The sequence below is a fragment of the Paucibacter sp. B51 genome (assembly GCF_027863535.1).
Taxonomy (GTDB): domain Bacteria; phylum Pseudomonadota; class Gammaproteobacteria; order Burkholderiales; family Burkholderiaceae_C; genus Paucibacter_A; species Paucibacter_A aquatilis.
Genome location: NZ_JAPIVN010000001.1, coordinates 1643855 through 1667546, shown reverse-complemented (window position 1 = coordinate 1667546; position 23692 = coordinate 1643855). Strand labels below are relative to the sequence as shown.

The 23692-nt window shown below is 68.1% G+C and carries 22 protein-coding genes; 6 read left to right on the top strand and 16 right to left on the bottom strand.

What is annotated here, in order from left to right:
* Positions 1-416 precede the first annotated feature (416 nt).
* Together pepQ and OOB33_RS07060 are read right to left on the bottom strand one after the other, a co-directional pair.
* Complete coding sequence (pepQ, locus tag OOB33_RS07065; RefSeq protein ID WP_271008159.1) at positions 417-1739, bottom strand: Xaa-Pro dipeptidase; 1323 nt, start codon at positions 1737-1739, stop codon at positions 417-419.
* A 37-nt stretch (positions 1740-1776) separates the two neighbouring features.
* Positions 1777-2340: a 5-formyltetrahydrofolate cyclo-ligase gene (locus tag OOB33_RS07060; RefSeq protein ID WP_271008158.1), complete on the bottom strand. Its 564-nt coding sequence runs from the start codon at positions 2338-2340 to the stop codon at positions 1777-1779.
* 109 nt (positions 2341-2449) lie between these two features.
* Between OOB33_RS07060 and OOB33_RS07055 the strand changes: the two genes are divergently transcribed.
* A complete protein-coding gene (locus tag OOB33_RS07055) occupies positions 2450-2848 on the top strand; it encodes a TfoX/Sxy family protein (RefSeq protein ID WP_102768258.1) in 399 nt (132 codons plus the stop codon).
* A gap of 30 nt (positions 2849-2878) precedes the next feature.
* Here OOB33_RS07055 and OOB33_RS07050 read toward each other — a convergent pair whose 3' ends face one another.
* Positions 2879-3211 carry a DUF2917 domain-containing protein gene (locus OOB33_RS07050; RefSeq protein WP_271008157.1) on the bottom strand — a complete coding sequence of 111 codons (333 nt, stop codon included), beginning with the start codon at positions 3209-3211 and terminating at the stop codon, positions 2879-2881.
* Between the two features lie 134 nt (positions 3212-3345).
* Between OOB33_RS07050 and OOB33_RS07045 the strand changes: the two genes are divergently transcribed.
* Positions 3346-4410, top strand: coding sequence for a LysR family transcriptional regulator (locus OOB33_RS07045; RefSeq protein ID WP_271008156.1), 1065 nt, complete (start codon positions 3346-3348; stop codon positions 4408-4410).
* A 6-nt stretch (positions 4411-4416) separates the two neighbouring features.
* Here the strand turns inward: OOB33_RS07045 and OOB33_RS07040 are convergent, their stop codons facing one another.
* Positions 4417-5319 (bottom strand): hypothetical protein, encoded by a 903-nt coding sequence (locus tag OOB33_RS07040; protein ID WP_271008155.1) that lies wholly within the window; start codon positions 5317-5319, stop codon positions 4417-4419.
* Positions 5320-5332: 13 nt separating this feature from the next.
* Entirely contained in the window at positions 5333-6013 is a 681-nt protein-coding gene (locus OOB33_RS07035) for a 5-formyltetrahydrofolate cyclo-ligase (RefSeq protein WP_271008154.1), read from the bottom strand.
* A gap of 88 nt (positions 6014-6101) precedes the next feature.
* Here OOB33_RS07035 and OOB33_RS07030 point away from each other — a divergent pair, with 88 nt between their 5' ends.
* From OOB33_RS07030 to OOB33_RS07020, 3 genes are all read left to right on the top strand, one after another.
* On the top strand, positions 6102-8282 hold the full coding sequence (locus tag OOB33_RS07030; RefSeq protein WP_271008153.1) for a lytic transglycosylase domain-containing protein: 2181 nt from the start codon (positions 6102-6104) through the stop codon (positions 8280-8282).
* A complete protein-coding gene (locus OOB33_RS07025) occupies positions 8279-9295 on the top strand; it encodes a complex I NDUFA9 subunit family protein (protein ID WP_271008152.1) in 1017 nt (338 codons plus the stop codon). The genes OOB33_RS07030 and OOB33_RS07025 overlap by 4 nt, the downstream gene beginning before the upstream one ends.
* A 157-nt stretch (positions 9296-9452) precedes the next feature.
* Entirely contained in the window at positions 9453-10133 is a 681-nt protein-coding gene (locus OOB33_RS07020; RefSeq protein ID WP_271008151.1) for a glutathione S-transferase family protein, read from the top strand.
* Between the two features lie 74 nt (positions 10134-10207).
* Here the strand turns inward: OOB33_RS07020 and OOB33_RS07015 are convergent, their stop codons facing one another.
* On the bottom strand, positions 10208-10726 hold the full coding sequence (locus tag OOB33_RS07015; protein WP_271008150.1) for an FxDxF family PEP-CTERM protein: 519 nt from the start codon (positions 10724-10726) through the stop codon (positions 10208-10210).
* A 187-nt stretch (positions 10727-10913) separates the two neighbouring features.
* On the opposite strand from OOB33_RS07015, the gene OOB33_RS07010 reads away from it, so the two are divergent.
* Positions 10914-12149, top strand: a complete 1236-nt coding sequence (locus OOB33_RS07010) for a multifunctional CCA addition/repair protein (protein WP_271008149.1) — start codon at positions 10914-10916, stop codon at positions 12147-12149.
* 257 nt (positions 12150-12406) lie between these two features.
* On the opposite strand, the gene OOB33_RS07005 is transcribed toward OOB33_RS07010, so the two are convergent.
* The 10 genes from OOB33_RS07005 to purE form a co-directional block, all read right to left on the bottom strand.
* Complete coding sequence (locus OOB33_RS07005) at positions 12407-12799, bottom strand: VOC family protein (protein ID WP_271008148.1); 393 nt, start codon at positions 12797-12799, stop codon at positions 12407-12409.
* Positions 12800-13965: 1166 nt separating this feature from the next.
* Positions 13966-15078, bottom strand: coding sequence for a class I SAM-dependent methyltransferase (locus OOB33_RS07000; RefSeq protein WP_271008147.1), 1113 nt, complete (start codon positions 15076-15078; stop codon positions 13966-13968).
* Positions 15071-17518, bottom strand: a complete 2448-nt coding sequence (locus OOB33_RS06995) for a putative bifunctional diguanylate cyclase/phosphodiesterase (protein WP_271008146.1) — start codon at positions 17516-17518, stop codon at positions 15071-15073. Before OOB33_RS06995 ends, OOB33_RS07000 begins: the two co-directional genes overlap by 8 nt.
* Positions 17515-18423 carry a uracil-DNA glycosylase gene (locus OOB33_RS06990; protein ID WP_271008145.1) on the bottom strand — a complete coding sequence of 303 codons (909 nt, stop codon included), beginning with the start codon at positions 18421-18423 and terminating at the stop codon, positions 17515-17517. Before OOB33_RS06990 ends, OOB33_RS06995 begins: the two co-directional genes overlap by 4 nt.
* Positions 18420-18929, bottom strand: a complete 510-nt coding sequence (rimI, locus tag OOB33_RS06985; protein ID WP_271008144.1) for a ribosomal protein S18-alanine N-acetyltransferase — start codon at positions 18927-18929, stop codon at positions 18420-18422. The genes OOB33_RS06990 and rimI overlap by 4 nt, the downstream gene beginning before the upstream one ends.
* Positions 18926-19696, bottom strand: coding sequence for a tRNA (adenosine(37)-N6)-threonylcarbamoyltransferase complex dimerization subunit type 1 TsaB (gene tsaB / locus OOB33_RS06980; RefSeq protein ID WP_271008143.1), 771 nt, complete (start codon positions 19694-19696; stop codon positions 18926-18928). Before tsaB ends, rimI begins: the two co-directional genes overlap by 4 nt.
* Positions 19697-19816: 120 nt before the next feature.
* A complete protein-coding gene (locus tag OOB33_RS06975) occupies positions 19817-20806 on the bottom strand; it encodes an SGNH/GDSL hydrolase family protein (protein ID WP_171828205.1) in 990 nt (329 codons plus the stop codon).
* Between the two features lie 85 nt (positions 20807-20891).
* A complete protein-coding gene (locus OOB33_RS06970; RefSeq protein WP_271008142.1) occupies positions 20892-21887 on the bottom strand; it encodes an L-threonylcarbamoyladenylate synthase in 996 nt (331 codons plus the stop codon).
* Positions 21888-21898: 11 nt separating this feature from the next.
* Entirely contained in the window at positions 21899-23077 is a 1179-nt protein-coding gene (locus tag OOB33_RS06965; protein ID WP_271008141.1) for a 5-(carboxyamino)imidazole ribonucleotide synthase, read from the bottom strand.
* Complete coding sequence (gene purE, locus OOB33_RS06960; protein WP_394341027.1) at positions 23077-23514, bottom strand: 5-(carboxyamino)imidazole ribonucleotide mutase; 438 nt, start codon at positions 23512-23514, stop codon at positions 23077-23079. The genes OOB33_RS06965 and purE overlap by 1 nt, the downstream gene beginning before the upstream one ends.
* Positions 23515-23692 lie beyond the last annotated feature (178 nt).

Sequence of the window (23692 nt, the reverse complement as noted above, 5' to 3'; positions counted from 1 at the left end):
GTCGGCTGGAAACGGCACAGAGCAGCCCTTGAAGCTTGGGCTTGTGACAAGGGATGTCGGGCAAGTGCTTCCGCTCATGTCCCCCGGCCCGCGCTGCGCGCGGACCTCCTCCTTTACTTCGCTTCAGCACTCACCCGACACCCCTTGTCAGTTCAACCGGTCGGCGTCTTCGTCGAAGGAGCAAGGCCTTGCTGGATCAGGTCGGCTGGGTGCTCTGCGAAGTGAAGTAAAGGAGGAGACCCCAGCCGCACGCTGGGGTCGGGGGACTGAGCCCGGACTCAAACAGTCCTGAGGACTGTTTGTGCCTGGCGAAGGGCTGGGCCGCCGGCCCAGGCATGAACGGAGCAGAGCGCCCAGCCGGCCCGATCAACAAGCAACCCAAAGGCTGCTTCGTGCCGAGACCCGCCCGATCAACCTCAGCTCAAACTCGCGAACGCATCCCGGGTCAGGTTCTCGGCCGGGCCTTCCGCACGGCAGACCACATCGTCTTCGATGCGGATGCCGCCGAAGCGGCTCAGGCGCTCGACCTTGGCCCAGTCCACGCTGGAGGCCGAGGCACTCGCGCGCAGCTGGCGCAGCAGGGTCGGGATGAAGTAGAGGCCCGGTTCGATGGTCACCACCATGCCGGCCGCCAGAGGGCGGGTCAGGCGCAGATAGGGGTGGCCTTCGGGCTTGGGCGAAACGGCACCGGTTTCATCGGCCATGAAGCCGCCCGCATCGTGCACCTGCAGGCCCAGCAAATGACCGATGCCATGCGGGAAGAAAATGCTGGTGACGCGCTCGGCCAGCTGCGCTTCCACGCTCATGCGCACCAGACCCTGGTCTTGCAAGATGGCGGCGAGGCGGCGGTGGGTGCTCAGATGGATGTCGCGGTAGTCCACCCCGGCGCGGACCTCGTCCACCAGCGCCAGCTGGGCTGACTCCATGGCGGCCAGCAAGGCGTCGAACTCGGCGCTGCCGGCACCACCGGCCGACCAGGTGCGCGTGATGTCCGAGGCATAACCGTTCACTTGCGCGCCCGCATCGATCAGGAAGCTGCGGCTCTGGGCCGGGCGCTGCGTGTCCTGGTACTGGTAGTGCAGCACGGCGCAGTGTTCATTGAGCGCGACGATATTGCCGTAGGGCAGATCGCGGTCGGTGTGGCCGGCGGCGATCAGGTAGGCGCGGTGGATCTCAGCCTCCGAGCCACCAGCCAGGAAGGCATCGCGCGCGGCCAGATGGGCCGGCGCGGCGCGGCGCGAGGCGGCGCGCATCTGCTCCAGCTCGTAGGCCGTCTTGAAGGCGCGCTGGTAGTGCAGCAGATGGATCAGGTCTTGTGGGTTGTTGGGCACCACGCTTTCGAGCGCGGCATCGGCCTCGCCAATGATGGCCAGGCGGCCCGGCATCTGCAGATGGGCGGCGGCGTCTTCGGCGCGGCTGATGACGATCAGCTCCACATGCTGCACCCACTCACCAGTCGGCGCGCTGGGAGGCACATGCCAGTAATCGTCGGGCTGGTAGTAGACGACGCGCGGCTGGTGGCCGGGGCGCAGCAGCAGCCAGCTGTTGGGATGCTGGGTCAGCGGCAACCAATGCTTGAAATGCGGGTTGGGCTGGAACAGATAGGGCCGGTCGTCAAGGAAGGCGTACTTCTCGATGCCGGACGCGATCAGCAGCGCGTCAAAGCCGGTGCGCGCCAGGGCGCTTTCCAGCTGCGTTTGCAGCTGGGCCAGGTGTTGGGCGTAGGTCGTCGTGCTCATGGCTGCGGATTGTCGGCCATGGCGGGCTGAAGAATGCTCAGCCTTCGCGGTCCCAGACCACACCTTCTTCGGTCAAGACGGCATCCAGCGGCACATCATGCGGCTCGGCCTTGAGCATGGGCAGAAAGCCATGGGCATAGCCCACCCCCGCCGTGGCCGGCCGCGGCTGCAGCTCGGCCAGGGTGCGGTCCATGAAACCACCGCCATAACCCAGACGCAGGCCGAAGGGCCCGAAACCCACACAGGGCACCAGCAGCAACTGCGGCTCAAAGGTGGCCGTGTCTTTGGGCTTGGGGATGCCGTAGGCATCGTCCTCCATCGGGCAGCCGGGGTACCAGACATGGAAGCGCAGCGTGCCGTGCTCTTTGTCCACCACCGGCAGGCCGATGCGTCGATCCGCGTGGGCCTCACTCCAGCGGTAGAGCGCCGGCAGCGGATCGAACTCGCCCTTGATCGGCCAGTAAGCGCCAATGGTCAATTCACGCCGCCGCACCAGCCAGACCCGCAGCACGCTTTGCAATTGCTCGGCCAGCTCCAGCCGGTGGGGCAGGTTCAGGCGATCCTGGATCAGCTTGTGGCGCAAGGCGGCGCGGTCGTTCATGTCCACTGACAACTCCCTGGGAACATACGGGCAGGCAATTCGGAAGGCCTCGCGATTGTGAGCGGACTTCGCGCCGCGCTCAGGCAGGAACAGCCCCTATATTTGACCCATGTCCAAGGATTCCCAAGAACTGCTCCACCACAGCCTGGAGCTGCTCGCCCCGCTGGGGCCGCTGCGCAGCCGACGCATGTTTGGCGGCTGGGGCATTTATGTCGACGACATCTTCATCGCCCTGATCGCCTTCGATCAGCTCTACCTGAAAGCCGACGCCGAAAGCCGGCCGCAGTTCGAAGCCGCCGGCTGCGCGCCCTTCCAGTACGAGCGCGAGGGTCAGGTCTTGAGCCTGGGCTATTTTGTGGCGCCCGAGGAGGCCATGGAGTCCCCCGCTCTGATGGTGCCCTGGGCGCGCCTGGCCTTGGGGGCCGCGTTGCGGGCGCGGGCGAGCAAGGCCCCAAAACCTGCGGCGAAAAAGAAGCCGGCCGCCGCCAAGAAGGCAGCGCCGCGCTGAAGTGAGGCCTCAGGTTTCAGACGTCAAGCCTCAGGCTGCCGCCAGGCCGCCCATGGCATTCCGCTCCTGAGCCGCCGCGCGCCGCTCACCCAGCCGCGCCTGCAGCGCCGGGCAGGCCGAGGGCGGCACCAGCAGCTGAAAATCGGCCTGCGGCCAAGCCTCGATCACCACCTGGCTGCCCGAGGCCAGGGCCAAGGATTGACCGGCCTGCAGCCAGACATCCTCTGAAGGTGCGTCGGGGCGGCCAGGCTGGGTCAACCAGAGGCGGCCGCTGCTCACGCGCAACTCGCGCGCCCCGGGGCCGATCTTGAAACTCAGGGCCTCACCCTCGGCCAGGCGCCACAATGCTTGCGATTCACTCATGATTACTGCTCCCGCTGTTCCCGTCCCGAGGTGACACAGACCTTGCAAACACCCTCATGGACATGAGTGAATACTAGGGTTCCCCCGGAGCGGCGTCCAATGAGACTGCCGCAGACGATTGATACCATTCGCGCATGAATGGCAAGCACCCCTCCGACCCGCAACCCGCTCGGCTGCCCCTGTCCAGCCGGCAGCGGCCGCTGTCCATCGGCCCCCTGCGCGCCTTCGAGGCGGTGGCCCGGCTGCTCAGTTTTCGTGCCGCGGCTGAAGAGCTGCACCTGACCCAATCGGCCATCAGCCGCCAGGTCCGATCGCTGGAGGACGAGATCGGCTGCACCTTGTTCCTGCGCGGCACACGCTTTGTGGAGCTGAGCGCTGACGGCGCGGTGTTGCGCCAGCAGGTCCTGCCTTTGCTCGAACGGCTGGATCAGACAGTGCGCCAGATCCGCCAGTCGCGCGGCCGGCGTGTGGTCAATGTGACCACTTTTGCCTCCTTCGCCTCGCTCTGGCTGATCCCGCGGCTGGAGGCTTTCCAGCGCGAACATCCGGACATCGACATCCGCGTCTCGGCCAATGATGTGGTGATCGATCTCGACGACAGCGAGTTCGACGTGGCCCTGCGCTACATCTCGAAAGAACAGACGCCGCCCGGTGCCGAGCGCCTGTTCGGCGAGACGCTGACCCCGGCCATCGGCCGCTGGGCCGCCGAGCGTGCCGCGGCCGGCGAAGCCCCTGCCCTGCGCCGACCGGCCGATCTGGCCGCCTACAGCCTGGCCGAAGAAGACGACTCGCGCGCCAGCACCGAATACCTGGGCTGGCGCCGTTGGCTGCGAACGCATGGCGTGGGCGAGCTGCAGCCGCGCCGCTGGATGTACCTCAACTTCACCTACCAGCAAGTGCAAGCAGCCCTGGCCGGACAAGCGGTGGCACTGGCGCGCGTGGCCCTGGTCAGCGAACAGCTGCATCGCGGCGATCTGGTCGAGCCCTTCGGCCCGGCCGGCCGCATGAGCAGCCCCATCTCCTACTGGCAGCTGCAATCCCGCCACAGCCGCGAGCGCACCGAAGTGCGCCAGTTCTGCGACTGGGTCAGCGCGCAGGCGGCGCAAACGCGGGCGGACATTGGCGAGGCCGACGCTACAGCCGAAGCAGCAGCCAACACAGCAAGCAAATCAGAAAGCAACAGGCCCGCCGAGGCCTGAGTCCGGCTAGAGCCGGGCCCAGGACGCCGTCTTGGTATTGAAGAAGCCCGACTGCGTGTAGGCCTTGCGCACCACGCCTTGTTGCAGCAGACGCTGCAGGCCGATGTCCAAAGCGCTGCGCAGGCCGAAGCCTTGCGGGTGCTCGCGCGCCAGCAGGTAGTGACGGGTGCCGCGCAGGCTGATCTTGAGGCCCGGGATCGGCACCAGGCGCACCTTGCCCACGGTCAGCGACAGATCGGGCGTGGCCTGGAACGGCGCCAGCAGCAGATCGGCCCGGCCCGCCTCCACCATGCGCGGCATCAGCTCCCAGTTGGTGACGTGCTGGCGCCGGTGGATGCCCAGTTGTTCCAGCGTCGCCCAGTCGACCACCCAGTTGCGGTTGGACAGCACGCTCAGGGCCCGCACATCGGCCAGGCTGCGCGCGCTCATGGCGCGGCGGTTGCTCTCGACGGTGTACAGCCCGGCCTCGAATTCGCCTGCCTGAACCATGGCGCGACTCAGCATCACGCCCTGCCCGGAGCCCCTGGTGTCCTGCTCCCAATAGGTGGTGGCGCTGCAGACCAGCCGGCCGGTACTGATTTCCCGCAACAAACGCTCGCCTGAGGGCATGTCGACAAACTCAAGCGGCTGGGCCCAGCCGCCCAGGGCCAAAGCCTGGTGCAGCAGCACCACCTCGACCACATCGCGGCGCGAGTGCGGGCCGGAAAAATCGCTGAGGGTCAACGGATCTCGGCGGTTCAGAAAACGGCCGTAGTCGACCATCACATCGGCCGGAACCGCAGCCTGTATGGAGCTCGGCACGGCCTCGCCCGCCATGGCCTCGGATGGCGGCAAGACTGCAGCAGACAGGGCCGACAGCGCACGGCCCAGGCAGCTCCGGCGGCTCAGCGCGCCCTTCAACTCGCGCACTCCCACAAGCGGTTCAAGGCGAAATCACCTCGCGCTCGGTCAGCACCAGGGTCAAGGCCTGGTCATGCGGCTCGACGGCAAAGGACGCCTCGCCCAAGCTCCAGGCCAGACCGATGCTGGTGACGCCGGGGTGGGCCGCCAACCACCGGTCGTAATAGCCGCCGCCATAGCCCAGGCGGTAGCCCTCGCGGGTGAAGCCCACGCAGGGCACCAGCACCACATCGGGCACGAGCAGGCCGCCCTTGCTGCTCGGGATGCCGCACTCGTCCAGCAGCGCCGGCGCCGGGCCGTCGAGCGGGCCATCCCAGCGGCGGTAGTCCATGCGGCGCGGCGATTTGTAGGCGTAAGGCAGGGCGAACTGCAGGGGCTCGGCCTGGCCGTCATCGTCGAACTCGTCATCCTCTTCGTCCGCTTCAGTTTCGGCCTCAGACTCCAACATGGCGGCCAAATTCAGCAGATGCGGGGCCGGGTTGAACTCGCCGTCCAGCGGCCAGTAAATGCCCAGACATTGCGGCGCCAGCTGGCGCAGCAGCTCGCGCAGATGCTGGCCGAGGGCGGCGCTGGCGGCATGGGCGGCCGGCGTGGCCAGCCAGGCACTGCGCTGGGCCAACAATTGCGCGCGCAGGGCGGGCCGCTCGTGCGACAGTGTGGTGTGGCTGGGTGCAGACGACGAAGCCGGTGTGGGGTTGCTCATGTGCGGGGTTCCTCAGGCCAGCGATGCCATCCGGCCCGCCTGAATCGTTGAGATGGCAGCAAAAAAGACCGAAGAAAGCAGTGGGACCATGTTCTTGGCAGTATATGAAGCAGAAGTCCGGCCTCAGGCTGGGGAAGCCCCCGATCGTCGTGCGCGTCGCGCACGCCCGCTGAGCCTGGCGCTGGCCTGCGCTGTGAGCGTCTGGCTGGCGGCCGGCATCACACCGGCAGTGGCCCAGACCCAGCCCGCAGCCACCAGCAGCGCCAGCGCCAACCCCGAGCTGATCCTGGACGCGCAAGACGCGCTGCGCCAGAAAAACCGCGCCCGACTCTCGGCCCTGAACGTGGCCGCGCAGGAGCTCAAGCACCCGCTCGCCCCTTGGGTGGATTACTGGCAGATCGGCCAGCGCCTGGCCGAGGCCACCCAGCCCGAGCTCGACGCCTTCTACGCCCGCTGGCCCGGCTCCTACGTCGAAGACCGCCTGCGCAACGACTGGCTGCTCGAACTGGGGGGCCGCCGCGACTGGAAGAACTTCGCCAAGGACCACGCCGCCTACCAGATGCGCGACGACCGCGAGGTCGCCTGCTACGCCCTGCTGGCCGAGCATTTCAACGGCCGGCCCGTGGCGCGCGAAACGGCCCGCGCCGCCTGGCTCGCGCAACGCGAGGCCAGCGAAGGCTGTGGTCTGCTGGCCAGCACCTGGCTGGACCAGAAGCAGTTCAACCAGGCCGACCTCTGGCTCAAGCTGCGACTCTCGCTTGAATCGCTCAAGCTGCCGGCCGCACGTCAAGCCGCCAGCCTGCTGGGCAAGCCCGTGGAGCTGGCCCTGAAAGAGTTGCTCGACAACCCTGCGCGCTACATGGCGCGCAAGGCGCGCGGCGGCCCCCGGCAGAACACCGAACTGGCCAGCCTGGGACTGATGCGGCTGGCGGCCACCGACCCGGGCGCTGCGGCCGAGGCCATGAACAAGCGCTGGCAGCGCGAGCTGCCGCAAGACCTGCAGGCCTGGGCCTGGGCGCAAATCGGTCGCCAAGCGGCCTTCAAGCTGCAAGCCGAGGCCAGCTATCACTTCGAGCGCGCGCTCAAGCTGCAGGGGCGACTGGCACCTGAGTGGAGCGAAGAGACCCGCGCCTGGATCGTGCGCGCCGCGCTGCGCAGCGGCCGCTGGACCCAGGCCCTGCAAGGCCTGGATCTGGTGACTGGCGCCTATGAAGGCCTGCGTCACGGCCGCGAGACCCGTGAGGCCCGCCAGGCCCGCGAGCTGCGCGAAGCGCGCGACCTGCCGCCCTGGCCCTACTGGCGCGCACGCGCCCTGCTGGCCACGGCCGCGCCGGGCGCCGCCGGCGAAGCGCAGCGGGACGAAGCGCGCAAGCTGTTGCAGACCATGGCCGAAGCTCCCCAGGCCGCCCTGCACTACTACGGCCGCCTGGCCGCCGAAGAGCTGGGCCTGCAGCCTGCCCTTCCGCCCGCCCCCAGCGCCTTGAGCCCGACCGAGCGCAACCAGGCGCAAGCCCACCCGGGCCTGGGCCGGGCTTTGATGCTGATCCAGCTGGGCTTGCGCAGCGAGGGCAACCGCGAATGGAACTTCTCCCTGCGCGGCCTGAACGACCGCGAGCTGCGCGCCGCCGCCCAGCTGGCCTGCGAGCGCGAACTCTGGGACCGCTGCATCAACAGCAGCGACCGCAGCCGCCAGGAGTTCGACCTGGCCCAGCGCTTCCCCACCCCGTTCCGCAACGCCCTGCTTGGTCAAGCCCGCGAGGCCGGCCTGGACCCGGCCTTTGTCTACGGCCTGATCCGCCAGGAGTCGCGCTTCATCGCCGACGCCCGCTCATCTGTCGGCGCCACGGGCCTGATGCAGGTGATGCCGGCCACGGCGCGCTGGACGGCCAAGAAGGCCGGCCTCAGCTACAGCCCCGAGCTGATGAAGACGCAGGACTTCAATCTGCGCATCGGCACCCATTACCTGAAGCTGGTGCTTGATGACTTCGGCGGCTCCTACGCCATGGCCGCAGCCGCCTACAACGCCGGCCCGGGCCGCCCGCGCCGCTGGCGCGATGGCCCTGTGCTGGAGGCGGCCATCTGGGCCGAGAACGTGCCCTTTCTGGAAACCCGCGACTATGTGAAGAAGGTGCTGACCAACAGCGCGGTCTACGCCCAGCTGCTGGGCCTGGGCCCCGAGGCCAGCAGCCTCAAGGGCCGCCTGGGGCGCAGCATCGGCCCGCGCAGCGCAGGCACCGACATCGTTCCCGAGGAGCAGCCCCTGCCATGAGCATCGCCATCGATTCGAGCAGCCCGTCCATCCTGATCCTGGGCGGCAGCGGTTTCATCGGCCGCGCCCTGTGCGAGCAGCTGGTGCAGGCCCAGGGCGGCCGCGCCCGCATCACCGTGCCGACGCGCCGCCTGGGCCACGCGCCGGGCCTGCAAGCCATCCAGAGCCTGCCCGGGCTGACCGTGCTGCAGGCCGATGTGCACCGGCCCGAGACCCTGCAAGCCCTGGTGGCCGGCCACGAGGTGGTGGTCAATCTGATCGCCATCCTGCAAGGCAGCGAGGCCCAGTTCCAGCGCAACCATGTGCAGCTGCCGCGCCAGATCGCGGCCGCTTGTCGGGCGGCCGGCGTGCGCCGCCTGATCCACATCAGCGCCCTCGGCGTGGGCGCCACGGTCGATGAGCAGACCGAGGGCCCTTCGCGTTATCTGCGCTCCAAGGCCGGAGGCGAGGCGGTGCTGCAGACCTCGCCCGATCTGGATCTCAGCATCCTGCGCCCCTCGGTGGTGTTCGGCGCGGGCGATCGCTTCGTCAACCTGTTCGCCAAGCTGCAGGCCCTGTTCCCGCTGATGCCGCTGGCGGGCGCCGAGGCGCGTTTTCAGCCGGTCTGGGTGGAGGATGTGGCGGCGGCCATCCGGCGCTGCATCGCCGACCCAGCCACCATCGGCCAGACCTACGAGATCGCCGGCCCCGAGGTGCTGAGCCTGGCCGAGATCGTGCGCCGGGCCGGCCGCTGGAGCGGCCACCCGCGCCCCATCCTGCCCCTGCCCGCACCCCTGGCCTGGGCACAGGCGCTGATGATGGAAATGTTGCCTGGCGAGCCGCTGATGTCGCGTGACAACCTGGGCTCCATGCGCGTGCCGAATGTGGCGGGCGCCGCGGGCCCGGCCCTGCCGGGTCTGGCCGCGCTGGGCATCACGCCCAGTGCCATGGCGGCCGTGGCGCCCGACTACCTGCGGCCCGAGCAACAGGGCTGCGGACGGCTCGATGCCTGGCGCATGAAGGCGGGGCGCTGAGGCGAAGCCCAAGGCCCGCCGCGGGCATGCATTGATGCGTTCAGCGCATCAAGCTCATGCGTGAATATCAGCGGCCTGGCTTTCAGTTTCAGCGGCCTGGCTCGCTAAGCTGGCCGCTCTTTGCAAGCCCGTCCGACGACCAGAAAGAACCCACCCCATGAAGCTCTACATCGGCAACAAGAACTACTCCTCCTGGTCCATGAGGCCCTGGGTGCTGCTCAAGGCCTTCGGCATCCCCTTCGAGGAGGTGAAGCTGCGCTTTGATTTCACCCCCGGCTCGGCCTTTTATCAGGCCCTGGCCGCGCTGACTCCGGTGGGCAAGGTGCCGCTGATGGTCGAAGACGATGGTTTCGTCATCTGGGACACCCTGGCCATCACCGAAACCCTGGCCGAGCAGCACCCCGAGCACGCCATCTGGCCGCGCGGCGCCCGCCAGCGCGCCCGCGCCCGCAGCCTCTGTGCCGAGATGCACGCCGGATTTGGCACCCTGCGCAGCCTGTGTCCGATGAATATCGACGCGGACTTGCAGGCGGTGGGCACCCGCCTGCTGGCCACCGAGCCCAAGCTCAAGGCCGACCTGGCCCGCGTGGACGCGCTCTGGAGCGAGGCCCTGGCCGCCAGCGGCGGGCCCTTCCTCTTCGGCGCCTTCAGCGCGGCCGACGCCTACTTCGCCCCGGTGGTGATGCGTGTCACCCGCTACGGCCTGCCGCTGTCCGCCGCGGCGCAGGCCTATGTGCAGGCCATCGAGGCGCACCCGGCGGTGCAGGCCTTCGTGGCCGATGCCCTGGCCGAGCGCGACTTCATCGCCGAGGATGAGCCCTACCGAACCCAAGCCTGAGGCTCGCACGCGGCCGACCACAAAAAAAGCGCCTCACGGCGCTTTTTTCATGGGGAAACTGGCTTCTCGTCCGCTCAGACCGCCTTGCGCCGGCGAGCGACAAAACCCACGACCCCCAGGCCCGCCAGCAGCAGGGCATAGGTTTCAGGTTCCGGCACCGGGGTCAGCACCAACGAACCCTGAAAGTTGGCGCCGGCACCCAGACGCGCGCCGGACACGGTGACTTCCACGGAATTGATGTCCGGGAAGCTCAGGGAACCCAGGTCGATATTGCTGCCGCTGGCGCCCAAAACCCAGGCCGTGCCGTTGATCTTGACCTCGGAGATCTGGAAGCGGCTGCCGCTGATGTCACCCGACACGGCGTAGCTGCCCAGCAGGGAGCTGAACCCGAAATCGCTGGCGTTCAGCAAAAAGGAAAAGGAACCGGCCGCATCCGCAGCCGTGATTTGGCGAGCACCGAACTCGTAGACAAAGGTGCTGCCGTCAAAATAACTCGCTTCGCTCAAGGTGGCGGCCGACGCGCCACCTGCACACACGGCCAGCACGGACGCGGCAAACACCGAATTCAGATTCATCATCTTGCGCATCAACATACTCAACTCCGTCCGTGGTGTGCTTGCACTGGCATGATCGCCTGCGCTGAGCCGCGCTCAATCGGCGCGCTCAGCGCGACTGTACCGACATTCACCCCTGAACACCCCCCCGATCCGCGGGGCTCGCAGCTCGAAGAGCGCACAGAAGAACAGAAGCCCCCTTGTTCGAACACACAAGCAGCACCTCATGACAACGAAGCAAGCTTTCTTCCTGGTCGGCGGCGCGGTGCGCGATGCCCTGCTGGGCTGGCCCGTGAAAGACCGCGACTGGCTGGTGGTGGGCGGCGACCCGGCCCAGATGCGGGAGGCCGGCTTCGTCGCCGTGGGCCGCGACTTCCCGGTCTTTCTGCACCCCGAGACGCATGAGGAATACGCCCTGGCCCGCACCGAGCGCAAGACCGCGCCGGGTTATCACGGCTTTGCCTTCCATGCCGCGCCCGATGTGACCCTGGAGCAAGACCTGGCCCGGCGCGATCTCACCATCAATGCCATGGCGCAAGACGCCAGCGGCCAGATCATCGACCCCTACGGCGGCCAGCGCGATCTGGCCGCACGGGTGCTGCGTCATGTCTCGCCCGCCTTTGCCGAAGACCCGGTGCGCATCCTGCGCCTGGCCCGCTTCGCCGCCCGTTTTGAAGGCTTCACCGTCGCACCGGAGACCCTGGCCCTGATGCGGGAGATGGTGGCGGCCGGCGAGGTCGACGCCCTGGTGGCCGAGCGGGTCTGGCAGGAGTTCGCCAAAGGGCTGATGGAAGCGCAGCCCGCCCGCATGATCGAGGTGCTGCGCGACTGCGGCGCCCTGGCCCGCTTGGCGCCCGAGCTGGAGGCCTTGTTCGGCGTGCCGCAGCCGCCCGCCCACCACCCGGAAGTGGACACTGGCATCCATGTGCTGATGGTGCTGCAGCAATGCGCGCGCCAGCAGGCGCCGCTGACCGTGCGCTATGCCAGCCTCTGCCACGACCTCGGCAAAGGCCTCACCCCGGTCGATGTGCTGCCCCGCCACATCGGCCACGAGAGCCGCGGCCTGCCACTGGTGCAGCGCCTGAGCGAACGCTGGCGCGTGCCCAGCGATTGCCGCGAACTGGCCGAGCTGGTCGCGCGCGAACACACCCATGTGCACCAGAGCGAAGCCTTCAGCGCCGAAGCCCGCCTGCGCCTGATGGAACGCTGCGATGCCTGGCGCCGGCCCGAACGCTTCGAGCAGCTGCTCTGGGCCTGCGAATGCGATGCCCGCGGCCGGCTGGGGCTGGAAGACCGGCCCTACCCGCAGCGTGAAGGACTGCTGAAGGACCTGCGCGCGGTGCAGGCGGTGGATCTGGCGGCGGTCAGCGCCGCCGCCTTGGCGGAGGGGCGCCAAGGGCCGGAGATCGGGCGGGCGGTGCAGAGGGCGAGGTTGGCGGCGCTGGGAAATCAAGACGCATGAAATCCCAACTCGTCGGCGCACGTTGAAACAGCGATTTCGCCCGCACAAACCCGCCCACGTATTCGGTTAGGCAACCAGCAGCAAGCATGCTGATAGCGATGAGCTGAGCCACGGATGGGTTGTCCAGCCCCCCGGGATTGGTGCGCCTTGCTTGGCGCAAGGGCTGGTGCGGCTCCCTGCTTGCGATGTGAGCGAACTGAGGGAGTCAGGTCTTTCCTTGAAAGGTATGACTTGACCCCGAGTTCCCGGGCATGGTGTCAGGATTTGTAGTGTTGCTTGAACTCTGGACTGGGTTCGCGATCTGAGTAGATGTACAGAACGATGCCGTTTGGATCTTGAACGGCAAAGCCGCGATCTCCCCATGGATGATCTTCGAGCGGCATGATGGCGACCAGACCTGAAGCAGCGAGCAGTTGAAACTCAGCATCGACATCGGAAACGCTGAAGTTATAGGTCAAGCCTGCGGGATTGCAGCTTGGCTGGTCCGGTTGAGGCGCCATGAACTGAAGGGACGCGCCCTTTCCGAATTCGAGATTGACATACCAGCCGCAGTCGAAGGTGATCTTTGCGCCAAAGTGTTTGACGTAAAAATCGCGCGACTCCTCAACCTTGGCGGTGGTGATGCAAGGGGACAGCGAATTTGCATGCATGTGAGGCTCCTCAATGAGACCTGACGTTGAAACTGAGTGGCCGCAGCCAGCTGGCCACGCAGAGCCAAAAATACACAGAAAGCATAGCGCTGTCAGCTGACGGATGTCCACTCAAGCGACTAGTTAGCCGGCATCTCGTGGCACGCGAACAGCTTGGCAAAGTTGCGGCTGACCCAATGGACTTGATATCTGAGCATTGCCCATCTCGTTACGCCCCCTTGGATTTGAAACATCGCAGTCCATTGAAACTCTCATCGGCTTGTCGATGAACATTATCAACAGGGCCCCGATCTGCGCATCGCTGTTCGGACGCCGGATGCAAACGGCAGTGATCTGCCCAGTACGGGACGGAGGATTTAGCAGTGACTGCGCCAGAACTACGCTCGAACGCTCTGAAATCTTGAAGCTCCCATCGATCGGCGAAACAGCCACTCGGTCGCCCGCTTCGCCGCAGGGATCATTCGTTCCAGGCTTTGCACCCAGAAATACTTCGGCCCCAAGGATTGGCTTTCCACCATCCACGAGACGTCCCTCCACGCTCGGGCGCCTGTACTCGGTATGCGGCCAAGGCGCGCAAGCAGTCAGAAGCCCGAGCAATACGAGAAGTCCTATCCGGGAAGTAAAGCTGTGCATTTGATGATGACTAACGCCTAACAGTCAGCGTGTATCTGCCGCCGCACGGCGGTGACCGAACAGCCCAATGCGGCCGGCGGCAGGTAAACCGTGTTGGACGAAACCGTCACCACCCACCTGGCGAGCGAGGCTTGTGGGCAATGGGGATTGGTTCGCAATGGTGGCAGACATGACGCCGATTATGGTCGGCAACAAAGCTCCGGCGCTCGTGATACTCCGCAAAGTGCCTGGCTTCAGTTTGAGGCGCGCTGATCCAAACTCGAGGTCAAGTCTTCGCCTCCTCGTCCGTCTCCCGCGCCCGCTCCGCCCGGCTCACCAGTTGACTCACCCGAGCCACCATCAAACCCAGTTCGGAGGCCATTGCGGTCATCGTCAGACTAGCCCAGGTGCGTACCCGGCGCAGGCCATCCCCGCGTCTGCAGCCTTGAGCCAGCCTCTGCGCTCAAGCGCTTGGCAGCCAAGCGCTGCCAGCAGCGCAGCCCAAGCCCATTCACGCTCACGGCGCCGACAAGGGAGGCAGCACCCAGCCTCGCTCACAGCATGTGCGAGCGATCCCCTCGCACAAAGCCCAGCGCTTCAAACGCCGAGCCCGCGGCGGCAAAGCCGATCACCTTGAACAGCTCGCCCATCTCATGCTCGGCCACCAGCTTGTGGGCCATGGCGCGCTCGGCCACGCTGGCGCCTTCGAGCTGGGCGGCCAAGCCGCAGTTCCAGAGGAAATGCGCCTGGCTGGTGTAGCCCAGCACTTCGAGCCCGGCCTCCTGGCCGGCCAGGGCGATGCCGGTGAAATTGATGTGGGCGGTGATGTCTTTCTCGCCCACCAGCACCAAAGGATCGGGGTCGCTGCGGTGCAGGTGGTGGCACATCAGGGTGCCGCCGTGCCGCTGAGGGTGGTAGTACTCGCGCTCGGGAAAACCGTAGTCGATCAGAAAAGCTGCACCGCGCCGCAGGCGCTGGGCCAGGGTGCGGACAAAAGCCTCGGCCTGGGCATGGGTCTCGGTGACCATGCCGGGCGGAAAGGCGCCCACCGGCGGCTCGCTCAGCGGCAGTTGCAGGCCCGGCTGCGCACGGTCGGCGTAGGCAAAGCCGCCCTCGGGCGTGCAGAACACGCCACGTTCGGCCCAGGCCTGGCCGTCGAAGGCCAGGAGCTGCACCGGCATGGCGTCCAGCACCTCGTTGCCGACGACGATGCCGTCGAACTGTTCGGGCAGCTGGTCCAGCCACTCCACCTGATCGCCCCAGGCGGCCAGGCGCTGGGCCTGGCGGGCGCGCAGGGTGCCGGAGAGATCGACGATGCGATAACGGCGAATCTGCGTGCCCAGAGCACCCAGCAACTGCTCGGCCAGGGCGCCAGTGCCGGCACCGAACTCCCAGACCTCATCGCAGCCGCAGGCCTGCAAGGCCTGTCCGACCTGGGCCGCCAGCGCGCGGCCGAACAGCGGACTCAGCTCCGGCGCGGTGACAAAGTCCGAGCCGCTCTGCGGCATCAGGCCGAACTTCTGGCTGGGGCCGCTGTAATAGCCCAGGCCCGGGGCATACAGGGCCAGGGCCATGAAACGGTCGAAGGGCAGCCAGCCGCCAGCGGCGCGGATCTCGGCGGCAATGCGCTCGCTCAGCGGGCTTGCTTGGGAAGAATCGTCAGTCATGGAAAGCGCTGCGGCGCTGCTGCAGCCATTGCTCAAAATCGGGGGCGGCCATGGGCGGGCCGATCAGCTCGCCCTGCAGCTCATCACAGCCCCAATCGGCCAGCAGGCGGCGCTGAGCGCTGTTGCGCACGCCCTCGGCGCTGACATGCAGACCCAGGCCGCGTGCCATCTGGATGATGGCGCGGGTGATGGCCGCGGCACCGCCGTCCTCGGGCAGCTTGGCGACAAAGCTCTGGTCGATCTTGAGCTTGTCCAGGGGCAGCTGGGTCAGGTGGGCCAGCGAGGTGTAGCCGGTGCCAAAGTCGTCGACCGACACGCCCAGGCCCAGTGCCCGCAGGGCCGTCAGGGTGGCCGGCGCGCTGGCAATCTCGTCCATCAGCATGCGCTCGGTCAGCTCCAGTTCCAGGCACTCGCCGGCAATGCCGACCTCGTCCAGCACCCGTGCCACGGCAGCCCCGAAGCCCTCCAGGCGGAACTGCATGCGCGAGAGGTTGACTGCAATCGGCACCGCCGCCACGCCGCGCTCGCGCCAGTCGCGCGCCTGCAGGGCCGCCGCGCGCAGCACCCATTCGCCGAGCTTGAGCATCAGGCGATGGCGCTCGGCCACATCGATGAAGGCATCGGGGCCGAGCAGGCCGCGCGTGGGGTGGCGCCAGCGCAGCAAGGCTTCGGCGCCGATCAGTGCTCCACCCTGCTCGCCGCCCAGCGCCGCCACCTGGGGCTGGAAGAACAGCTCGAACTCGCCGCGCTCCAGGGCTTGGGCCAGCTCGCTCTCGAGCACCAGGTCGGAGTAGGCATGGCGGGCCAGTTCCGCATCGAAGAACTGGTAGTTGGCGCGGCCGCCGGCCTTGGCCTGGTACATGGCCATGTCGGCATGCTGGATCAGCTCTTCGGGCCGGCCACCATGCTCGGGGAACATGGCCACGCCGATCGAGGGCGTGACGCACAAGCGGCAGCCATCGGCCAGCACCGGCACCTCGACCACGGCCAGCAGCGCCATCAGCACCACCATCACATCCTCGCGGCTGGTGATGTCGCGCAGCAGGATGACGAACTCATCGCCACCGAAGCGTGCCACCAAATCGGTGGAGCGCAGGCAATCGGTGATGCGCTCGGACACCGTGGTCAACACCTTGTCGCCTTCCAGATGACCGAGCGAATCGTTGACGCGCTTGAAGTTGTCCAGGTCGATGAAGAGCAGGGCCAGGCGGCGATCGCGGCTCTCGGCCAGCTGCAGGGCCGGGCCCAGCTGCTCCATGAAGGCTGCGCGGTTGAGCAGGCCGGTCAGGGCATCGTGGTGAGCCAGGTGCTGGATGCGGGCCTGAGCGGCCAGGCGGTCGCGGATGTCGCGCACGATGGTCATGCGCAGATGCTCACCCTGCGCCTCCAGCGTGCGCACGATCAGCTCGACCGGGATGCGCGAGCCGTCGCGGTGCAACAGGGCCGATTCGTAGCTGAGCTCGCGCCGCTCGGCCATCACGCGGGCGGCCTGCTCGCGCAAATCATCGACGACGAAATCCAGCGCCGCGCGCCCCACCATCTCGTCCAGGCCGTAGCCCAGCAGGCGGCAGAGCGGCGGGTTGGCGTCGCTGATCCGGCCCTGGCGGTGAAACAGAATGCCCTCGACCGAGGCCTGCATGAATTTCTGCAGCCGCGCCTCGGACTCACGCGCGGCAATCTCGGCGACGCGGTGGCGGGTGATGTCGTTGATCATCACAAAGCAGGCCTGCGGCTCGCCGGCGCCCACCAGATGCGGGATCAGGCTGACCTCGACCCAGCGCCCATCCTCGCTGCGTGCCGGGTCAGGGCCGGGCAGATAACGCTCATAGCTGACGGTCACCCGCTCGCGCAGCAGGCGATCCACCTGGGGTTGAACCAGCAGCTGGGCATCGTGCCCGATGACCTCGGTGAAGCTGCGGCCCAGGATGCTCTGCTCGTCCAGCCCGAAGGCCTGGGCGTACTGGCGGTTGGCGAAATGGCAGCGATAGGTCTGCGCGTCGTAAAAGGCCAGCAGCGCCGGCACATGATCGGCCAGCAAGCGCATCTGGCTGGCTTGCAGGGCCAGGGCCTCGCTCTGCTCGCGTGCCAGCTGGGCCTGGCGGCGCTGGGCCGTGACATCGCTCCACCTGCAGGCAAAGGCCTCGCGCGCGGGCAACCAACGTGCACGGCAGGCCAGGTCCGGGCCGGCATCGGCGCTGCTCAGCTGAAATTCGAAGTCAGCCCGGGCCGCCAGCAGCGCGCGCAAGCGGGCTTGATCGGCGGCCGACACCGCCTCCAGCCAGAGCCCGGGCTCACGACGCGCCCACGCCGGGTGCAGCTCGCGCCAGGCGCTGTTGGCCTGCAGCAGCATGGCCTCGGGGCTCAAGAGACAAGCGGCGCAGGGCAACTCATCCCAGCCCAGCGGCTCCAGCTGAGAGGGCGGCAAGCTCGTCAGTGTCATGCCTGGCCCTTGGCAGACTCCAGCGCCAGGCACAGGTCGGCCCAGGCACCAGCCTTGTCGGCCGGGCTGCGCAGGAGGTAGTCCAGGCCATAGCTGACCAGCACCGGGATGCCTTCAAAGTGGTGGACCCGGCCGCGCAAGCGGCCCAAGGGCTCATCGCTGCCCAGCAAGGCCTGGGCCGATGCCCGGCCCAGGGCGACGATGACGCGCGGCTGCAGCAGGGCCACCTGGCGCGCCAGCAAAGGCCGGCACTGCTGGATTTCGGCCGGGCCGCTCGGCACGCCCGGGCCGGGTCGGCATTTGACGGGCAGGCTGATGTAGGCCTGGCGCTCGCGTGCGGCCGGCTCGGCCGCTGGCCGGCCCAGGGCGGGCGCCGGGTCCAGCTTGAGCGCGCGCATCATATTGGCCAGCAAGGCGCCGGCCTCGCCACCGAAGGGCTGGGCTGGATCTTCGGCCTCGCCGGACGGGTCGGCCACGATCAGCCAATCGGCCGCCTCAGGCCCGGCACCGAAGACATGGGCGCGGCGGCCCTGGCAGAGCCGGCAGGCCTGGCATTCGGCCGCCTCATAGCGCAACTCGGGCCAGCCCAGGCCGGCCACCAGCTGCTCGCGCTGACCGGCAGGCAAGGCGGGGCGACTGGGCGCGGGTGCAGCCTGCGGAGCGCGTGGCAGCAGCTCGGCCACGGCGGCCATGGCGGCGACAGGAGCCGGCGCGGGCGGGCGAGGCGCCGGCGCAGCGGCGGGCGGGCGAACAGCCGCAGGCGCGGCAACGGCCGGTGCCTCGCGCTCCGCCACGGCCACCGCGCTGTCCGCCGGGTCGGTCGAGGCTTCAGCCGTATCGGGGCGCGGCCAGACCCGCAGGCCCATGGCGGCCAGCATGGCGGTTTGGCGGGCGTCCCAGCTCATGGCCGTGCCTCGCCGTCTTCCATGACGTCCAGGCTCATCAGCACCGCGTCTTCGCGCGGGCCTTGCAACACCGGGTAGTAGGCCGGGCGCAAGCCCACTTCGCGAAAGCCATAACGCAGATAGACCTCGCGGGCGCGCTGGTTGCTCACCCGCACCTCCAGCCAGAGCTGCGGGCATTTGCGATCACGGCAGAGCTGGGCCAGGGTCGCCAGCATGCGCCGCGCCAGGCCGCGGCCCTGGCAGGCCGGGTCCACCGCGATATTGAGCAAGTGAACCTCGCCAAAGCCCTGCATGGCCAGGCAGTAGCCGAGCAGTCGGCCGCCCTCGGCCTGCAGCACATAGGCGCTGTAGCCGGCCGCCAAAGAGTCGATGAAATTGCCCTCGGTCCAGGGCAGGGGGTAGGCGGCGCGCTCGATCTCCAGCACGGCCGGCACATCGCTGCCGCGCATGGCACGCAAGCGCGGCTCGACGGCCAACACATCGTCTTCGCGCGGGCAGGCGCTCATGCGGAACTCCCGGCCTGAAGTTCGCTCTGTCGTTCGGCCTGCTTCTCGGCCGCCAGGCGAATCGCCAAGCGTTCCTCGGTTGTTTGCGCCACCTTGTCGCGCACATAGAGCGGCATGGCTTCGGCGGCATCGAGCCCTTCGCCTCGCGCATGGGCCTGGCGCGCCAACTCCGCCAAGGCCGCGGCGCGCGACTGGCAGCGCGGCCACTGACGCACGCCTTCCAAGGCCTGGCCTTGCAGTTCGGCAAACACAGACAGGGCCGAGCCCGCCACGGCCGCGGGCCGCAGCTCCCAGCGCTGCAACAAGGCGCCGGGCGGGTACAGAGCCGGCGCCTCTTCCTGATGCCAACGCACGCCATCCCAGCGAAAGGCCGCGGCGTAAATCTCGTTCATGCGCGCGTCCATGGCCACCCAGATCGTGCCATCCAATGCGCGGCCCTCGGCCTCGGCCTGCTGGCGCGCGTCTTCCGCCACCAACTGCAGGCTGCACAGCGACAGCACCGGCTTGTTCAGCGCAAAAGCCAGGCCCTGCACCACCGCGCAGGCTGCGCGCAAGCCGGTAAAAGCACCGGGGCCGCGGCCGAAGGCGATGGCATCCAGGTCGGCCATGGCCAGGCCCGCCTGGGCCAGCAAAACCTGGGCCTCCGGCACCAGCCGAGCCGAGGCCTGCGGGCCACCCTCGGCCTCAAACAGCCAGCGTCCCGCCGGGCTGCTGAGGGCCAGGGCCATGGTTTCGGTGGAACTGTCGAGGGCCAACAACACGGTCATGGCGGAAGTGTAGCCGCGGGCCTTGGCGGCCCCGGGCTTGCAGAGGACTCAAAAAAGCAAACGCCGGGGCGCTTGCGCGACCCGGCGATGGCGGAAGGCGGCGCCGAACGCGCCGGGGCTTCAGAAGGGGTTGTTGCGCGCCCGCACCAGGGCCAGCGAGCCCAGGCGCTGATGGCCAGCCGGGCTCAGCTGCACATCGCTGGCCCAAAGCCAGGTGTCCACGGCGGCGCCGGTCACCAGGGTCTTGGTGGTGCAATCGGTCAGCGCCACGGTGTCCAGGCAGGCCGCAGACGTGACGTTGGCAAAGCCAAAGCCCGAAGCAAACTTGACCATGGTCTGGATGCCACCGCTGCCGTCGTCATTGGTCTTGACCAGGCCGATCAGGCGGCCATCGTTCTTGAGGTTGATGGTCATTTCCAAATTCAGCTCTTCGGTCAGGCTGGACAGGAACTTGGCGCGGTCCAGGCTGCCCGGCTTGGCCGCAGCTTCCTTGACGGCGAAAGGCGTCAGGCCCACATCGGGCACCACGGCCACCACCACGCGGCCATTGGCATCGGCGATGCGGTTGACCTGTTGGGCCAGCAGCTTGCCGCGGGCGCGGGCTTCGGCCAACAAGGAATCGCTGCTCTGCGCCGGGTACTGGGCATAAAGCTCCAGGATGTCGTTGGTGCCGGCCATCACCGTCACCAGATCCTTGGGGCCGAACGATCCATTGGCGAAATGCGCGTCGAGGCGGGCCCGCACATCGGCCACCTTGACGCCGGCGGCGGCGTACATGATGCCGGTCGGCGTGGCGATATTGGTGGGGTTGCACTCCTTGAACACCAGGCCGAAGTTGCCCGCCACGATCTGCACCCAGTTCGGATTGGCGGCGCAAGCCAGCAAGCCGGTGGTCGCATCCAGGCCATTGATGGTGTATTTCTTGCCGGCCGCCGTGATGGCGCTGGCCTCATCGCCCAAGGCAATGATGCGGGTCGGAACGAAAGGGTCGATCTGCTGGGTGCCGCCACCACAAGCCGACAGAACACCGGCAGCGGCCAAAGCCAGCATCGCCACCCAGGTACGAGTTTGGCGAATCTCTTGACCTGCGCCCGGTTTGCAACTCTTCATGAACACTCCAACCATTAAAAGCTCAGCGGGCCGGCACCCCATGGCACCTGGCTCCGCGCTCCATCTTCCATCAATCCCGCGGGACCTACAGGCCTACAAAGGCCGCGGCAGCACGGCTCAGGCGATCCCTGACTCCGTCCCAGGCCGCATCCAGCGGCGGCAGTTCGATCCAGATCTCGGCCGAGCCCGCACCGTCCAGCTCGCGCAGAACGGCGAACAACTCATGCGCCGCGGCGCGTGCCTCGGCCGGCATGCGCCGGCTCAGCACGCCCTGCGGCGGCTCGACCGACCGCGAATATACCGCCAGCCCCCCGGCCAGTCGGCCGCCCGAGCCGCTTTCGGCCAGGGCCTGACGCAAGGCTTCGGTGTCGTACAGGCGCACGACCGCACGGGGTGCGTAATGCGCAACCAAGGTGCCCGAGGCTCGCGGCGCCTGAGCGTCCGGCGCGCGCAGGGGCTCACCGGCAGCGGCCTCAATTTCCTCCGGCGTCAACACGCCGGGGCGCAGCAGCACGGGATGGGCGCGGCTGCAATCGACGATGCTGGATTCGATGCCGACCTCGCAATCGCCACCGTCCAGCACCCACAGACCCGGCTCGAATTCATCGACCACATGGCGGGCCTGGGTCGGGCTGACCCGGCCAAAACGGTTGGCGCTGGGCGCCGCGACACCGGCCACGCCCAAAGCGCGCGCTGCGATCAACAAGTCGCGCGCGACCGGGTGGGCCGGGCAGCGCAGGCCAATCGTGTCTTGCCCGCCGGCTGCGGCCGCGCCCACGCCGGGCTTGCGCGGCACGATCACGGTCAAGGGCCCGGGCCAGAAGGTCGCCATCAAGCGCCGCGCCACCGGCGGCAGCTTGGCCGCGAACAATTCAGCATCGGCCGCATCGGCGACATGGACGATCAGCGGATGGTCTGCCGGCCGGCCCTTGGCCGCAAAGATCTTGGCCACGGCTGCATCGTCGTCGGCACGCGCGCCGAGGCCGTAGACCGTCTCGGTCGGCAGCGCCAGCAACTCGCCGGCCGCCAAGCGGGCGGCCGCTGCAGCGATGGCATCGGGCTGGCGGGCGTCGAGCAGCATGGCGGCCTCGCTCACCAGTCCTGGGGCAGGCCCAGCAGGCCCGCCGCTTCGCGCGCCAGACGCTCGGCCTCGGCCGCGGTGGCGGCCGTGATGTTGAGGTGGCCCATCTTGCGGCCGGGGCGCGCGCTGGTCTTGCCGTAAAGATGCAGATGGGTGCCGGGCAAGGCGAGAACAGCGTCCCAGGGCGGCGTGCGTTCGGCGCCGGTCGCGTCAAACCACAAATCTCCGAGCAAATTGAGCATCACCGTCGGCGAATGCAGGCGCGGCGTGCGCAGCGGCAGGCGGGCCATGGCGCGCACCTGCAGATCGAATTGCGAGACATCGCAGGCGTTCATCGTGTAGTGGCCCGAGTTGTGCGGGCGCGGCGCCATCTCGTTGACGACCAGGGAGCCATCCTGCAGCACGAAGAACTCGACGCAGAGCACGCCGACATAGGCCATCTCCGTGGCGATGCGGGCGGCCGAGGCCAAAGCTTGCTGCTGCAAGGCCTCGCTGACCGCGGGCGCCGGCACCTGCGTGACGGCCAGGATGCCGTCGCGGTGCAGGTTCTGCTGCACCGGGAACTGTACCACCGTGCCATCGGCCCCACGGGCGCTCAGCACCGAGAGCTCCAGCGCCAGCGGCAGCATCTGCTCCAACACGCAGGGCACTTGCTTGAGCTCGTCCCAGCCGGCTTGCAGCTCGGCACGGTTGCGCACGCGGATCTGGCCCTTGCCGTCGTAACCCATGCGACTGGTCTTGAGGATGCCGGGCAGCAGACTGTCGGCCACCACGGCCAGATCGGCCGCGCTCTCGATCACCGCATAGGGCGCGCAGGCGACGCCGCTGGCCTTGAAATGCGCTTTCTCGGCGGCACGGTCCTGGCAATAAGCGACGGCGGCACCGGCCGGCGCCACGAAGCGGCGCTCGGCCAGGCGTGCCAGCGCCTGCGCCGGCACATTCTCGAACTCGGTGGTGATGGCGTCGGCCACTTCGGCCAGACGCGCCAGCCCCGCCTCGTCGAGATAGCCGGCGTGGATGTGCTCGTGGGCCACCAGTCCGGCAGGGCTGTCGGCATCCGGATCCAGCACCACGGTTCGATAACCGAGGCTTTGAGCGGCGTGGACGAACATGCGGCCCAGCTGGCCGCCGCCCATCACGCCCAGCGTGGCTTCGCCGGGCAGCAAAGGTTTCAGCGAGGCCGCCGACATCAGACCAGGTCCTTGCTCATGGCCCGGGCCACCTCGGTCTGGCGGGCGCGAAAGGCCTCCAGCTGGGCGCGCAGGGCGGGGTTCTGATTGGCCAGCATGGCCACGGCGAACAGGGCGGCATTGCCGGCGCCGGCCGTGCCGATGGCGAAGGTGGCGACCGGGATGCCCTTGGGCATCTGGACGATGGAATGCAGAGAATCGACGCCTTGCAGATGGCGGCTGGCCACCGGCACGCCGAGCACCGGCACGGGCGTCTTGGCCGCCAGCATGCCGGGGAGGTGGGCGGCGCCACCGGCACCGGCGATGATGGCTTGCAGGCCGCGGCTGGCGGCGCTCTCGGCATAGGCGAACATATCGTCCGGCATGCGGTGCGCGGACACGACCTTGGCCTCGAAGGGAATGCCGAACTCGGTGAGAATGTCGGCAGCGTGCTTCATGGTGTCCCAGTCGCTGCTGGAACCCATCACCACGCCAACCAGGGGGGCTGTGCTCGCTGACTGTTGCTGATGATGTTGAGAATCCGGCACGACGCGCTCCAGGGCTTGGGAAACCTTGAATTGTAGGCGGCCGCAGCCATCTGACCGCTGGCGACCGGCTTTGCACGCGCCGCCCCTC